Source organism: Streptomyces sp. NPDC096339, from assembly GCF_044762985.1.
Classification (GTDB): domain Bacteria; phylum Actinomycetota; class Actinomycetes; order Streptomycetales; family Streptomycetaceae; genus Streptomyces.
On record NZ_JBIWFI010000008.1, the window covers coordinates 92,381 to 106,389 of the forward strand.

15 protein-coding genes are annotated in these 14,009 nt (G+C 71.7%); 6 read left to right on the top strand and 9 right to left on the bottom strand.

Annotation, left to right across the window (positions count from 1 at the left end; translation table 11 throughout):
• The 4 genes from ACIQ5Y_RS13980 (at position 1) to ACIQ5Y_RS13995 (ending at position 4,034) form a co-directional block, all read left to right on the top strand.
• A complete protein-coding gene (locus ACIQ5Y_RS13980; RefSeq protein WP_403879408.1) occupies positions 1-675 on the top strand; it encodes an urease accessory protein UreF in 675 nt (224 codons plus the stop codon).
• Between the two features lie 18 nt (positions 676-693).
• Positions 694-1,389 carry an urease accessory protein UreG gene (gene ureG, locus ACIQ5Y_RS13985; RefSeq protein ID WP_403879410.1) on the top strand — a complete coding sequence of 232 codons (696 nt, stop codon included), beginning with the start codon at positions 694-696 and terminating at the stop codon, positions 1,387-1,389.
• Positions 1,386-2,171, top strand: a complete 786-nt coding sequence (locus ACIQ5Y_RS13990; protein ID WP_403879412.1) for an urease accessory protein UreD — start codon at positions 1,386-1,388, stop codon at positions 2,169-2,171. Before ureG ends, ACIQ5Y_RS13990 begins: the two co-directional genes overlap by 4 nt.
• Before the next feature lie 183 nt (positions 2,172-2,354).
• Entirely contained in the window at positions 2,355-4,034 is a 1,680-nt protein-coding gene (locus ACIQ5Y_RS13995; RefSeq protein ID WP_403879414.1) for an alpha/beta hydrolase, read from the top strand.
• Positions 4,035-4,068: 34 nt separating this feature from the next.
• Here the strand turns inward: ACIQ5Y_RS13995 and ACIQ5Y_RS14000 are convergent, their stop codons facing one another.
• The 7 genes from ACIQ5Y_RS14000 to ACIQ5Y_RS14030 all read right to left on the bottom strand — a co-directional run bounded on the left by ACIQ5Y_RS14000 (position 4,069) and on the right by ACIQ5Y_RS14030 (position 10,470).
• Entirely contained in the window at positions 4,069-4,779 is a 711-nt protein-coding gene (locus ACIQ5Y_RS14000) for a lysophospholipid acyltransferase family protein (RefSeq protein ID WP_403879416.1), read from the bottom strand.
• Positions 4,780-4,955: 176 nt separating this feature from the next.
• A complete protein-coding gene (locus tag ACIQ5Y_RS14005) occupies positions 4,956-5,825 on the bottom strand; it encodes a hypothetical protein (RefSeq protein WP_403879418.1) in 870 nt (289 codons plus the stop codon).
• Positions 5,826-6,011: 186 nt separating this feature from the next.
• On the bottom strand, positions 6,012-6,170 hold the full coding sequence (locus tag ACIQ5Y_RS14010) for a hypothetical protein (RefSeq protein ID WP_403879420.1): 159 nt from the start codon (positions 6,168-6,170) through the stop codon (positions 6,012-6,014).
• A 32-nt stretch (positions 6,171-6,202) separates the two neighbouring features.
• Positions 6,203-7,165, bottom strand: a complete 963-nt coding sequence (locus tag ACIQ5Y_RS14015) for a cytochrome c oxidase assembly protein (protein WP_403879422.1) — start codon at positions 7,163-7,165, stop codon at positions 6,203-6,205.
• A gap of 100 nt (positions 7,166-7,265) precedes the next feature.
• A complete protein-coding gene (locus ACIQ5Y_RS14020) occupies positions 7,266-8,291 on the bottom strand; it encodes a 6-phosphofructokinase (RefSeq protein WP_403879424.1) in 1,026 nt (341 codons plus the stop codon).
• A gap of 190 nt (positions 8,292-8,481) precedes the next feature.
• Positions 8,482-9,210, bottom strand: a complete 729-nt coding sequence (locus tag ACIQ5Y_RS14025; protein ID WP_403879426.1) for a type 1 glutamine amidotransferase — start codon at positions 9,208-9,210, stop codon at positions 8,482-8,484.
• Positions 9,211-9,231: 21 nt separating this feature from the next.
• Positions 9,232-10,470, bottom strand: coding sequence for a MurT ligase domain-containing protein (locus ACIQ5Y_RS14030; protein ID WP_403879427.1), 1,239 nt, complete (start codon positions 10,468-10,470; stop codon positions 9,232-9,234).
• Positions 10,471-10,593: 123 nt separating this feature from the next.
• On the opposite strand from ACIQ5Y_RS14030, the gene def reads away from it, so the two are divergent.
• Positions 10,594-11,148, top strand: coding sequence for a peptide deformylase (gene def / locus ACIQ5Y_RS14035; RefSeq protein WP_403879429.1), 555 nt, complete (start codon positions 10,594-10,596; stop codon positions 11,146-11,148).
• Positions 11,149-11,261: 113 nt separating this feature from the next.
• On the opposite strand, the gene ACIQ5Y_RS14040 is transcribed toward def, so the two are convergent.
• Positions 11,262-11,906 (bottom strand): TetR family transcriptional regulator, encoded by a 645-nt coding sequence (locus ACIQ5Y_RS14040; protein ID WP_403879431.1) that lies wholly within the window; start codon positions 11,904-11,906, stop codon positions 11,262-11,264.
• A gap of 202 nt (positions 11,907-12,108) precedes the next feature.
• Between ACIQ5Y_RS14040 and ACIQ5Y_RS14045 the strand changes: the two genes are divergently transcribed.
• Positions 12,109-13,338, top strand: a complete 1,230-nt coding sequence (locus ACIQ5Y_RS14045; RefSeq protein ID WP_403879433.1) for an acyl-CoA dehydrogenase family protein — start codon at positions 12,109-12,111, stop codon at positions 13,336-13,338.
• Between the two features lie 140 nt (positions 13,339-13,478).
• On the opposite strand, the gene ACIQ5Y_RS14050 is transcribed toward ACIQ5Y_RS14045, so the two are convergent.
• Positions 13,479-13,760 (bottom strand): hypothetical protein, encoded by a 282-nt coding sequence (locus tag ACIQ5Y_RS14050; protein ID WP_403879435.1) that lies wholly within the window; start codon positions 13,758-13,760, stop codon positions 13,479-13,481.
• Between the last annotated feature and the right edge of the window lie 249 nt (positions 13,761-14,009).

Here is a 14,009-nt window from a genome sequence, read left to right on the forward strand (position 1 = left end):
ATGAGCCTCGCCGCACTGCTCGTCCTCGCCGACGGCCGCTTCCCCGCCGGAGGGCACGCCCACTCCGGCGGGGCGGAGGCCGCCTGCAAGGCGGGCCGGATCCACGACGCCGCCACCCTGGAGGAGTTCTGCCGGGGCCGGCTGCACACCTCCGGGCTCACCGCGGCCGCCCTCACCGCGGCCGCCGCCCTCGGGCTCGACCCGGCCGCACTCGACGCCGCCGCCGACGCCCGCACCCCCTCGCCCGCGCTGCGTTCAGCGGCCCGCAGGCTCGGACGGCAGCTGCTGCGCGCCGCCCGGGCCACCTGGCCGGCGCCCGAACTGGACGCCTTGGCGGCGGCCTTCCCGCGCGGGGCCCACCAGCCCGTGGTGCTCGGGGTCACCGCCCGGGCGGCGGGGCTCAGGCCTCTCGACGCCGCGCACGTGGCGGCGTACGAGAGCGTCAGCGGTCCCGCCACCGCGACCGTACGCCTGCTCGGCCTGGACCCCTTCGAGGCGAGCGGGGTACTGGCCCGCCTCGCCCCCGAACTCGACGGTGTCTGCGCCGAGGCGGCCGCGGCCGCGCTGCTGGCCCGCTCCGAGGGCCTGGACGCGCTGCCCGCGGCCTCCTCGCCGCTGCTGGACATCTCGGCGCAGGTCCATGCCGACTGGCCGGTACGCCTCTTCGCTTCCTGAATCCCCAAGGAGACCCCCATGCACCTCGACCACGCCGTGACCTATCCCCAGCGGCACACCCACAGCGCCGACCCGCTACGGCCCGACGGCACCCGGCGCGCCCTGCGGATCGGCCTGGGCGGACCCGTCGGCTCCGGAAAGACCGCCACCGTCGCCGCCCTGTGCCGCGCCCTGCGCAGCGAGCTCTCCATGGCCGTCGTCACCAACGACATCTACACCCGGGAGGACGCCGAGTTCCTGCTGCGCGAGGCCGTCCTGCCCCCCGAGCGGATCGCCGCCGTCGAGACCGGGGCCTGCCCGCACACCGCCATCCGCGACGACATCTCCGCCAACCTGGAGGCCGTCGAGGAACTGGAGGAGACCTTCCGGGAGAACGGCCGGCTGGACCTGATCCTCGTCGAGTCCGGCGGGGACAACCTCACCGCCACCTTCTCCCGCGGACTCGTCGACGCCCAGATCTTCGTCATCGACGTGGCGGGCGGCGACGACATCCCCCGCAAGGGCGGCCCCGGCGTCACCACCGCGGACCTCCTCGTCGTCAACAAGACCGACCTCGCCCCGCACGTCGGCTCCGACCTCGGCCGGATGGCGCGCGACGCCGCCGACCAGCGCGGCGAACTGCCCGTCGCCTTCCAGTCGCTGCGCGGAGCCGAAGGGGTGGGTCCGGTGGCGGACTGGGTGCGCGAGCGCATCGCCGCCTGGAGCGCCCGGTGACCAGCGCACCGCCCCTGGGCCCGCCCCCGGCCGGCGTACGGGCCACCGCCCGCATCCGCGCAACCGCCGACGGGCGGGGCGGCACCGCCCTGCCGCTGCTGGCCGGCGAAGGACCGCTCGCGCTGCGCCGCACCCGGGGCGCCGGAGCCGTGGCCGGCGTGATGCTGGTCGGGGCCATGAGCGCCCCCCTCGGCGGGGACCACCTCACCGTCGAGGCCGCCGTCGGGCCCGGGGCGAACCTCGCGCTCGGCTCGGCGGCGGCCACCCTGGCCCTGCCCGGCCGGGGCGGCGAACCCGCGCGGTACGACGTACACCTGACCCTGGACGACGGGGCGTCCGCGCGCTGGCTGCCGGAGCCGCTGGTCTCCGTACGCGGCAGCGAACTGCGCGTGCACACACGGGTGGAGCTGGCCCCCACCGCCCGGCTGCTGCTGCGCGAGGAGCAGGTGCTGGGCCGCAGCGGTGAGGCCCCGGGTCTGCTGCGCAGCCGCCTCACCGTCACCCGGGACGAGCGGCCCCTGCTGGACCAGGAGGTCGCCTGCGGACCGGGGGCCCCGAACGGATGGGACGGCCCGGCGGTCCTCGCCGGACACCGGGTCCTCGGGCAACTCCTCGTCGTGAACCCGGACTTCACAGGGCAGCCGCCGCAGGCCGGGACGCTGGGCGAGTTCGCGGCGGTGACCCCGCTGGCCGGCCCCGCGGTCCTGGTCACGGCCCTCGCCCCGGACGCGCTCGCGCTGCGCGCCCTGCTGGAGGAGGCCCGCGCCACCTACGCCTGGTGACCCGGAGGCGAACACGGGACGAAGCAGACACCGCTCAGCGGTACACACCTTTCCGGTTATCGGGTTGGCAAAGAAGTCGAACCGACCCTGTCGCCAACTCCCGGTAAGGCGCAAGGATCCCCCTGCACGCGGACCGCCGCACCCGGCGGTCCGTGCCGTATCTGACGCAGGGGGATCAACCACGTGATACGCAACGCGGCGCTGGGGAGCGCCGCCACACTGATCACCGGAACGCTGGCGGCGAGCTTGCTGCTCGCCACGCCGGCCTCGGCGGCCACCGCCGGCCGTGACAACGGGCTCCCGGAGGCGCTGGGCGTACAGCTCGCCGCCGCCCGCGCCGCCCGTACCGGGATCGAATGGAAGGACTGCCCGGCCGACTGGGGCTTCGCGGCCCCGATCCAGTGCGGCTGGGTCAAGGTCCCGCTCGACTACGCCAAGCCCTTCGGCAAGACCATCGACATCGCGGTCGACCGCGCGGTCAGCACCGGCACCAAGGAAGAGCGCCAGGGCGCGCTCGTCTACAACCCCGGCGGCCCCGGCGGTTCGGGCATGCGCTTCCCGCGCCGGTCCACCACCAAGAGCCCGCTGTGGGTCAACACCGCCAAGGCGTACGACTTCGTCGGCTTCGACCCGCGCGGTGTCGGACACTCGGCGCCGATCTCCTGCGTCGACCCGCAGGAGTTCGTGAAGGCCCCCAAGGCCGACCCGGTCCCGGACTCCGCGGCCGACAAGAGCGCCCAGCGCAAGCTCGCCGCGGAGTACGCGGACGGCTGCAAGGAGCGCAGCGGCGAGATGCTGCCGTACATGACGACTCCGAACACCGCGCGCGACCTGGACGTCATCCGGGCCGCCCTCGGTGAGAAGAAGCTGAACTTCCTCGGCGTCTCCTACGGCACCTACATCGGCGGGGTCTACGCGACCCTGTTCCCGAACCACGTGCGCCGCATGATCGTCGACAGCGTGGTCAACCCGGCGCAGGACAACATCTGGTACGAGGCCAACCTCGGCCAGGACGTCGCCTTCCAGACGCGCTGGAACGACTGGCAGGACTGGGTCGCCAAGAACGACGCCACCTTCCACCTCGGCGACACGCGCGCCAAGGTCGAGGCCAAGTACCAGGAGCTGCGTGCCAAGGCCAAGGCGCACCCGCTCGGCGGGATCGTCGGCCCGGCGGAGCTCATCGGCTTCTTCCAGGGCGCGCCGTACTACGACTCCTCGTGGGTGCCCGTCGCCCAGACCTTCGCGGCCTGGGCCGCCGGTGACGAGCAGGCGCTCATCGACGCCATCGCCCCGGACATGACGGACATCGCGGGCAACGCGGCCTCGGAGAACGGCAACGCCGTCTACACCGCGGTCGAGTGCGCCGACGCCAAGTGGCCCACCAGCTGGTCCAAGTGGGACCGGGACAACTCCAAGCTGCACGAGAAGTACCCGTTCCTGACCTGGTCCAACGCGTGGATGAACCTGCCCTGCGCGACCTGGAAGTCCAAGCAGAGCAACCCGATCGAGGTCGGCGCGAACGCCAAGCGCGGTCTGCCGCCGGTCCTGATCGTCCAGTCCGAGCGCGACGCGGCCACGCCGTACGAGGGCGGGGTCGAGCTGCACCGCCGTCTCGGCGGCTCGCGTCTGATCACCGAGAAGAACGCCGGCTCGCACGGTGTCACCAGCCTGGTGAACCCCTGCATCAACACGCGGGTCGACGCCTACCTGCTGACCGGCAAGGTCGACGCCCAGGACGTGACGTGCGACCCGCACGCCGCCCCGGTCGCCCCGGCCCCCGCCGCGGCCCGGGCGCTGACGTCCGACGCCGCACCGGCGAACTCCGTGTTCCCGGCGCGTGAGGAGCTCCCGGCCATCCGTTAAGGACCGGGAGCGGCAGTGACGTACGGGAGAAGGCTCAGCGTGAGGAGCGCCGGGCCTTCTTCCGTGCTTCCTCCTCCTCGGCCTTGACCTCGGCCGCGTACCGGTCGACGTACTCCTGGCCGGAGAGTTCGAGGATCGCGTACATGATCTCGTCGGTGACGGCCCGCAGCACGGCCCGCTCGCCCTCCAGACCCTCGTACCGGGAGAAGTCCAGCGGCCGGCCGAAGCGGATGGTCACCCGCCGGATGTTCGGGATCTTCTGCCCGGGGGGCTGGATCTCGAAGGTCCCGACCATCGCGCACGGAATCACCGGCACCCCCGCGCCCAGCGCCATCGCGGCCACGCCCACCTTGCCCTTGTAGAGCCGGCCGTCGTGCGAGCGCGTCCCCTCCGGGTAGATGCCGAGCAGTTCGTCCTTGGCCAGCACCCCCAGCCCCTCCCGCAGCGCGGCCTGCCCGGCGTCCTTGCCGGAGCGGTCCACCGGGATCTGCCCGGCGCTGCGGAAGAAGGCGGCGGTCAGCCGGCCCTTCACCCCGGGGCCGGTGAAGTACTCGGCCTTCGCGAGGAAGGTGATCCGGCGCTTGAGGATCGCCGGCATCAGGAAATGGTCGGAGAACGACAGGTGGTTGCCCGCGACGATCGCGGCGCCCTCCTCGGGGATGTTCTCCAGTCCCTCGATCCGGGGTCGGAACAGCAGCCGCAGCAGTGGGCCGAGGAACACGTGCTTGAGCAAGTGGTAGAACACCAGGGCGCTCCCGTCGACATCCCGTTGTCACGGACATCTTACGTACGGTCAGTCCCGGACCGGAGGGGGAGGGGGAGGGGGAGCCGGAACCGGCTCGGGTGGGCCGGGGCCGCCGTACGCAGGAGGGGCGGGGTGCCCGTCGCACCCCGCCCCTCGGCATCCGCCCCGCGGAGCGGTCAGATCTTGTCGTAGGTGCCGGTGGCCCAGAGGGCGCCGCCCTTGCCGGGGCCGCCGTCCTTCTTGTAGACGACGAAGTTGCCGTCGTCCTGGAGCAGGGCGTAGGCGCCGGTGTTGCCGCCCGTGCCGGTGCTCCAGCGGACCGTGCCGTTGAGCCCGTACTCACGCAGGGTCAGGTTGCCGTTGTCCCCCATCTCCAGGTTCAGGGCGTTCCGGCCGGCGTAGGTGCCGCTGCTCCAGATGGCCTTGCCGTCGCTCTTGCGGTACATGACGAGGTTGTTGTCCCGCTGGAGCACCAGCCAGGCGGTGGCGGACTGGGCCCAGAGGCCCCGACTCCAGGACGGGTCGGTGGAGCACAGCCTGACGTGCCACTCTTCGGTGCCCGACCTCCAGGTCTGCTCGCTGCGGCCGCTCACACTGAGCTCGCCGTTGTCCTTGATCGAGGCGGCCATGTAGGTGTTGGCCCGGGAGCCGTACGTCGCCGAGTCCCACAGGGCGCCGCCCGTCCGGGGGCCGCCGCCCTGGCGGTAGACGACGAAGTTGCCGTCGTCCTGCATGAGGGCGTAGGCGCCCGGGTTGCCGTACGTGCCGCTGCTCCACAGCGGGAGCTTGTAGCCGCCCGGCCGGCCGGGCGCGTACACGACGAGGTTCCCGTCGGGCTGCATGACCAGCTCGGCCTTGCCGGGCGTGGGGATCAGGCTCGTGCCCGGGGCGAGCTGCCGGCCGGGCCGCAGGTCCTCGGAGCGGCCGGTCGCGCTGGTCATGCACTGGCCGGGATCGGCGGCCGACGCCGGCGACGGGACCAGGACGGTCACCGCCGAGGCGACGAGCAGGGACGTGAAGGTCGTGCGGAGCGTGCGTGTGCGCATGGTCGGATTCCCCCCGAAAATGTGCGTGATGTGTCGACCGAACCGGTCGTACGAGCACTCTTTCTACACTGCCGGGCGACGGCGTGATCAACTGACCCGCCCCACCGGCGGGGTCGTGCGGCAGGGCACCGCGGGTCGGCGGCCTGGCCGGCGTCCGCAGGCGCTCGGCGGGTTCCTACCGCCCGGTCACCCGTTGCGCGAGGCCGCCATGCCGACGGTGATCATCCCCAGCACGATCCAGCCGAACCAAAGCCAGCCGTTGCTGCCGAGGGCCACGGAGTACGTGGCGACGGCCACCAGGGCGGCGAAGGTCAGGATGGCCATCGCCTTCACGGATCCGGTCATGCCCCATGGTGGCGCGCGAAGGCGTGGTTCCGCTACTGGCCACGCGCGCGGAGCGAGGCGAGATACGAGTTGTACGCCGCAAGCTCCTGGTCACCGTCCCGGTCGGCGGCGCGGTCGGCGCGCTTCGCCGCCCGCTGCTCCGAGTGGTACCACTGGTACATCAGCGCGATCAGCACCAGCACCGAGGGGATCTCGCTGAACGCCCAGGCGATGCCGCCGCCCCACTGCTGGTCGAGCAGCGGGTCGATCCCGAGGGAGGCCGGCGGGTTCGAGTACGTCTTGACCATCGGCTGGCTCGCCATCATCAGCGCGATGCCGAAGAAGGCGTGGAACGGCATGCCCGCGAAGAGTTCCAGCATCCGCATGACGTAGCCGGGCCGGTGCGGGCCCGGGTCGACGCCCATGATCGGCCAGAAGAACACGATGCCCACCGCGAGGAAGTGGACCATCATCGCGATGTGCCCCGTCCGGCTCCCCATCAGGAAGTCGAAGAGCGGGGTGAAGTACAGGGCGTACAGGCTCGCGATGAACATCGGGATCGTGAAGGCCGGGTGCGTGATGATCCGCATGTACCGGCTGTGCAGCAGCATCAGGAGCAGCTCGCGCGGACCCTTGTGACCGCGCGCGGCGGGCGGCAGGGCGCGCAGCGCCAGCGTCATCGGCGCCCCGAGCAGCAGCAGGATCGGGGTGATCATGCTGATCACCATGTGCTGGACCATGTGCACGCTGAACATGACCATGCCGTAGTCGTTCAGCTTGGTGCACATCACCAGCACCACGGTCAGGACGCCGACCGTGAACGCGATCGTCCTGCCCGTCGACCAGGAGTCCCCGCGGCGGCGCAGCCGCAGCACGCCCCACCCGTAGAGCGCGAGGCCGATCAGCGAGCCGAACAGGAAGAAGGAGTCGAAGGAGAACTCCAACCCGCGTCCGAGAGTGAAGGGCGGCAGGTCCATGTCCATGTTCATGTCCATGCCGTGCCCGCTGTGATCCATCTGTTCACTCCCTTGACTGTGCTGCCCCACCACAGTAGTGCCGCCCCCGAACGCTGCTGCGCGCGGGGGCGGCATCAGGGCAAAAGCCCCCGAAAGGGCGTCACAGAACCGTCTGCGCCTCTTCGTAGCGCTGCGCCGGAACCGTCTTGAGGGTCGAGGTCGCCTCCGCCAGCGGCACCATCTCGATCTCCGTGCCGCGCAGCGCCGTCAGCATGCCGAACTCGCCCCGGTGCGCCGCCTCGACGGCGTGCCAGCCGAAGCGGGTGGCCAGCACCCGGTCGTAGGCGGTGGGCGTGCCGCCGCGCTGGACGTGGCCCAGGATCACCGGCCGGGCCTCCTTGCCCAGACGGTTCTCCAGCTCCACCGCCAGCCGGTTGCCGATGCCGGCGAACCGCTCGTGGCCGTAGATGTCGGTGCCGCCCTGTTCCAGCTCCATCGAGCCGGGCTTCGGCTTGGCGCCCTCGGCGACCACGACGATCGCGAACCGCTTGCCCGCGGAGAAGCGCTCGCCGACGATCCGCGTCAGCTGCTCGATGTCGAAGGGGCGCTCAGGGACCACGATCGCGTGCGCGCCGGCCGCCATGCCCGAGTGCAGGGCGATCCAGCCGGTGTGGCGGCCCATGACCTCCACCACCATCACGCGCTGGTGGGACTCGGCGGTGGTCTTCAGCCGGTCCAGGGCCTCGGTGGCGACGCCGACGGCGGTGTCGAAGCCGAAGGTGACGTCGGTCGACGCGATGTCGTTGTCGATGGTCTTCGGGACGCCCACGATGGGCAGACCGGCCTGGGAGAGGAGGTTCGCGGCCTTCAGGGTGCCCTCGCCGCCGATGGGGATGATCGCGTCGAGGCCGAGGTCCGCGACGTGGCCGCGGGCGCGCTCCACACCGTCGCGCAGGTGCGCGGGCTGGACCCTGGAGGAGCCGAGGATCGTGCCGCCGCGGGCGAGGATGCCCGCCACGGCGTCGAGGTCGAGCTTGCGGTAGTCCGCCTCCAGCAGGCCCTTCCAGCCGTCGAGGAAGCCGATCACCTCGTCGCCGTGGTCCACGACGGCGCGGTGCACGACGGAACGGATGACGGCGTTGAGGCCGGGGCAGTCGCCACCGGAAGTGAGCACACCTATGCGCATGGCAGGGGAGACCTTTGCAACGTGGGCCGACGACCGGACCACGTCGTCCGGTTGGAACTACCCGTCACCCTACAAGCGGAAAGAGGGTGGACTGAACCATCCTCCACATCCTCTTCCCAAAGGTCGTGCGAACGCACGTCGGCCCGGTTCCCACCAGGGGAAACCGGGCCGAACGGCTGGTGCGGGCGCGCTACGCGGGCTGCGTCGCCGCCGCGATGCGCTCCGCGCGCAGCGCCTCGTACCACCGGTCGTCTATGGGCGGCAGGGCGTTCACGTCGAGGGCCAGCTTGAGCAGCAGGTCCGCGATCAGCGGGTTGCGGGCCATCACGGGGCCGTGCATGTACGTGCCGAACACCGTGTCGTTGTACGCGCCTTCGGTGCCGTCGCCGGTGCCGTTGCCGCGGCCCATCGACACCCGGGCGAACGGCTTCGCCGTCGGACCCAGGTGGGTCACGCCCTGGTGGTTCTCGAAGCCCGTCAGCTGCGGCAGGCCGAGCCGCGGGTCGATGTCCGCGAGGACGTCGCCGACGCACCGCTCGCCCTCACCGCGCACGGTGACGACGTCGAGCAGGCCCAGCCCCTCCTGGCGCTGGCCCATGTCGTTGACGAACTCCTTGCCGAGGATCTGGTAACCGGCACAGACGGAGAAGACGATCGCCCCGTTCGAGACGGCGCGCTCCAGGCCGCCGTCGCGCAGCAGGCGCTCCGCGGCCAGCCGCTGCGGCCGGTCCTCGCCGCCACCGATCAGGTAGATGTCACCCGAGGTGGGGATCGGCTGGTCGCTGCGCACGTCCACGCGCTGGACGTCCAGACCGCGCTGGCGCGCCCGGCGCTCCACCACGAGGGCGTTGCCCTGGTCTCCGTACGTGCTCAGCAGGTCGGGGTAGACCCACACCAGACGCAGGCTGTTGTCGCTCATGCTCATCTGTCCTTGAGGGTGCTAGTTGCCGACGCGGCGGCGGACGTCCTGGAAGGCGGTGTAGTTCGCGATCAGCTCGATCTGACCGGGCGGCGCGAGCTGCACGGCCTCGTCGAGGGTCTCGCACACCCGGAACTCCAGCCCCGCGACCTCCAGGCGGACCGCCAGGTCCAGCTTGCGGTCGCCGATCACGAAGATCGGGTGGCCGGCCAGGCGCGGGTAGTCCACGTCCCACAGCCAGGAGGTGTCGGTGCCGTCGGCGCCGCGCGCGTTCACCGAGAGGATCACCGGCGTGGGCGGGGGATCGATCAGGGAAAACGTTTCGAGCCAGCCCGCCGGGTTCTTCGCGAGGAGGAGCCGCAGCTCACGGCCCTGGAAGTTCACCACGTCGTAACGGCCGGCGACGGCCTGCACCTGGTACATCCGCTCCAGCGCGACCTGCGGCGGGACGCCGAAGACCGCGGCGACGGCCGCCGAGGTCGCGGCGTTCGCCTTGTTGGCGCGGCCGGGCAGCTGGAGGTGGATCGGCCAGGCCGAACCGTGCGGGTCCAGCACGTGGTCGCCCGAGAGAACCCAGGTGGGGGTGGGGCGGCGGAAACCGCACTCGCCGCAGAACCAGTCGTCGCCCGGGCGCTGCATGACGCCACCGCAGGAGGGGCACGACCAGGCGTCGTCCTTCCACTCCTGGCCCGCCGCGACCCAGACCACGTTCTGCGAGGAGGACGCGGACCACACGATCAGCGGGTCGTCGCAGTTCGCGACGATGGTCGCCTTCGAACCCTCCAGGCCCTCGCGCCACTTCTCCGCGAGCATGCGGGTCTCGGCGGCGCGGTCCAGCTGGTCGCGGGAGAGGTTCAGCAGGGCGATCACCTTGGGGGTGACGTCCCGGGCCACGCCCGCCAGGTACTTCTCGTCGACCTCGATGACGCCGTACTTGGCGTCCGAGCCGCCGGCGAGGGCCGAGGTGATGCCGGCCGGCATGTTCGCGCCCAGCGCGTTGGAGACGACCGGACCGCTGGCCCGCAGGGCCTCCGCGATCAGTCGGGTCGTCGTGGTCTTGCCGTTCGTCGCGGAGACGAGGACGACATCGAGATGCTGCGCGAGTGCTCCGAGGAGATCGGGGTCGAGCCTGAGAGCGACCTTGCCTCCGATCACCGATCCGCTTCCGCGTCCCGCGGCCCGCGACACCGCCGCCGCGGCCTTGCCCGCCGTCACGGCCAGCTTGGCCCGCGGCGAAAGCGGCTCCGTGTTGCCTGCCATCGTCCCTTGTCCTCCTTGCGTCGGTCGGCCCCAGCCTATCCAGTACCTGCCGGGGCCTTGACCGCGGCGCCCCAACGCCACGGCAGATCTCCTCATATATTCGCCCGTCGTACCCTTACGGCCATGCGACAGCGCCCCATCCCAGGTACCAACGGTCACGTCCGCACCATGAGCCTCCTGGGCGATCCGGTGCTGCATTCCGCTTGTGCGGAGGTCACCGAATTCGGCCCGGCCCTCGACCGGCTCATCGAGGACATGTTCGCGACGATGTACGCCGCGGAGGGCGTCGGGCTCGCCGCGAACCAGATCGGCGTGGGGCAGCGGGTGTTCGTGTACGACTGCCCGGACGACGAGGACGTGCGGCACGTCGGCCACATCGTGAACCCGCGGCTGGTCGCCGCGGACGGGGACGAGTTCCTCGGACCGGAAGGCTGCCTGTCGCTCCCTGGGCTGGAGGCTGGCACGGCGCGGTTCGACCGGGCGGTCGTGGAGGGGGTCACCTCGGACGGCGCCGCCGTGCGGATCGAGGGGACGGGGTTCTTCGCGCGGTGCCTGCAGCACGAGTGCGATCACCTTGCCGGTGCGGTGTACGCGGACCGGGTCACGGGGCTCCGCGCCCGTCGCCTGCGGCGTGCCATCCGCAAAACCCCCTGGGGCGCGGCTGCGCTGCGCGGCTGACCCCGGCCCCCCCGGGAAACCCGGCTCCGCCGGGCACCGGGCTCCGCCCGGACCCGCGCCTCAAACGCCGGCGAGGCTGGATTTGCCCCGGCGGGGCCGGGGAGGCGCGAGGGTCAGAAGCCCGGGCCGTCCTGGCGGTTGCCGGCGGTGGAGAGGCGGCCCCAGAGGAGGTCGGTGAGGGCGGCCACCAGTTCCGCGCGCTCGCAGGGGCGTTCGCCCAGCCACCAGTCGCCGGCCGCGTGCATCATGCCGACGATGCCGTGCCCCCAGACCCGGGCCAGGCGCTCCCCGCCGGGGCCGAGGTCGACCCGCTCGCCGATCACCTGCGCCAGTTCCTCGCCGAGCCTGCGCAGCAGCGGCGCCGAGTGCAGGCCCACGTCGAAGCCGCGCTCCGCGCTGTGGGAGTCCTCGGCCGGGTGCATCAGGAAGCGGTAGACCTGCGGGCGGGCCTCGATGGCGGCCAGGTAGGTGTCCAGGGTGTGCTCCACCCGGCTCCGGCGTTCGGCCGGGGCGTCGAGCGCGGCCCGCAGCGAGTCCAGCAGGGCGTCCGTGTGCCGGACGGCGAGCGCCTGGTAGAGGCCCGCCTTGTCACCGAAGTGGCGGTAGAGGATCGGCTTGGTGATGCCGGCCTCGGCGGCGATGGCGTTCATGGAGGCCTTGGGGCCGTCCCTGAGCACGACCCGGTCCGCCGCCTCGAGCAGTTCCCGGCGCCGGCGATCGGCCGCGCCGGGCTCGCCGGCCTGCTGCGTGGTCTCCATGACGTGTTTCTCTCCCCGCCCTTGCGATGTGCGTGACGCCCACGCAACGTAACACCCCGGACACCTCGTCGATCCCATCGGCCGTACCTCCTTCGGCCGCGCTTGACAGTGCTTACTCGCCGGTAACAGACTGTGGCGAACGTACGGGTTACTGCTGGTAACCCGCGCTGGGACGAGAACGAGTAGGACAGGTGGAGGGGACATGGCGGAGTTCACCATGGAGCTGAGCGAGGACCAGAAGCAGGTGCAGGAGTGGATCCACGGCTTCGCCGCCGACGTGATCCGCCCGGCCGCCGCGGAATGGGACGAGCGCGAGGAGACTCCCTGGCCCGTCATCCAGGAGGCCGCCAAGGTCGGCATCTACTCCCTCGACTTCTACGCCCAGCAGTTCTTCGACCCGACGGGCCTCGGCATCCCGATGGCGATGGAGGAGCTCTTCTGGGGCGACGCGGGCATCGCCCTGTCCATCGTGGGCACCGGTCTCGCGGCCATCGGCGTCGTCGCCAACGGCACCGAGGAGCAGATCGGCACCTGGATCCCGCAGATGTACGGCACCCCGGACGACGTGAAGGTGGCCGCCTTCTGCTCCTCCGAGCCGGACGCCGGGTCGGACGTCGGGGCCATGCGCACCCGGGCCGTCTACGACCAGGCCAAGGACGAGTGGGTGCTGAACGGCACCAAGACCTGGGCGACCAACGGCGGCATCGCCAACGTCCACATCGTCGTGGCCGTGGTCGACCCGGAGCTGGGCACCAAGGGGCACGCCTCCTTCATCGTCCCGCCGAACACCCCGGGGCTGTCCCAGGGGCAGAAGTTCAAGAAGCACGGGATCCGTGCCTCGCACACCGCCGAGGTGGTGCTGGAGGACGTACGGGTTCCGGGTTCCTGCCTGCTCGGCGGCAAGGAGAAGCTGGACGAGCGGCTGGCGCGGGCGCGCGAGCGGGCACGCAGCGGGGGCGGGGAGCGCGTGAAGAACGCCGCCATGGCCACCTTCGAGGCCTCCCGGCCGGCCGTCGGCGCGATGGCGGTGGGCACGGCGCGCGCGGCGTACGAGGTGGCCCTGGACTACGCGAAGACCCGTACCCAGTTCGGCCGCCCGATCATCGACAACCAGGGCGTGGCCTTCCAGCTCGCCGACATGCGGACGCAGATCGACGCCGCCCGGCTGCTGGTGTGGCGCGCCTCGTGGATGGCGGTCGCGGGCCGGCCGTTCACCTCGGCGGAGGGCTCGATGTCGAAGCTCTTCGCGAGCGAGGTGGCGAAGAAGGTCACCGCCCAGGCGGTCCAGATCCTCGGCGGCAACGGGTTCACCCGGGAGTACCCGGTGGAGCGCATGCACCGGGACAGCGCGATCTACACGATCTTCGAGGGTACGAGCGAGATCCAGCGGCTCGTCATCGCCCGCACCCTCTCCGGCATGCCGATCCGCTAGGCGCTGTGCCTCGGCGGTGGCAACCCCCGGGGCCGCAGGCCTCGGGGGTTGCTCGGGTCTGCGGCCCTTGCCGGGCCTGTGGGCCCCGTCCCCGGCCCCGGACCGGAGCCGGGGCCCGTCCGGGCCTCGCGGGGCCGGTGTCAGGGGGCGGCCCGGGCCAGGAGGCGGCTCATGGCCCGGGTGAAGAGGCGGTGGCCCGCTCTGGCGACCAAGGGGTCCAGGAAGCGGGGGAGGCCGCGGAGGCGGAGGAATTCGGTCCAGAGGATCTCGCTGCCCCCGGCCGGGGACGGGCGGATCTCGATCTCCGCCCAGCCCGTCACCGCGCGGCCGAGCTTCTCCAGGCGGACGAGGCCCGGCCCGGAGTCCTCCGGGGGGTGCCAGAGGACGACTTCCATCGGGTCGTCGAATGTGACCCTGCCCACGCCCGTTCGAGCCGTGAAGATCGTTCCGACGCGGGTGGGGCCGGGCGTCTCGATGATCGTCCGCGTGAGAGGGACCTGTGCGCCGTGTCCGGCCCAGTCCGTCAGCCTCTTCCATGATTCGGAAGGGGCCAGAGGAGTCTGGTGAACGATCCGGATAACGGGCATGAGCGCATGGTAATCGGGCATACACACCTTGAACTGGACCTCGAATATGGGTTCCGTCGGGGGGTGGCGATCAGTAATACTCAC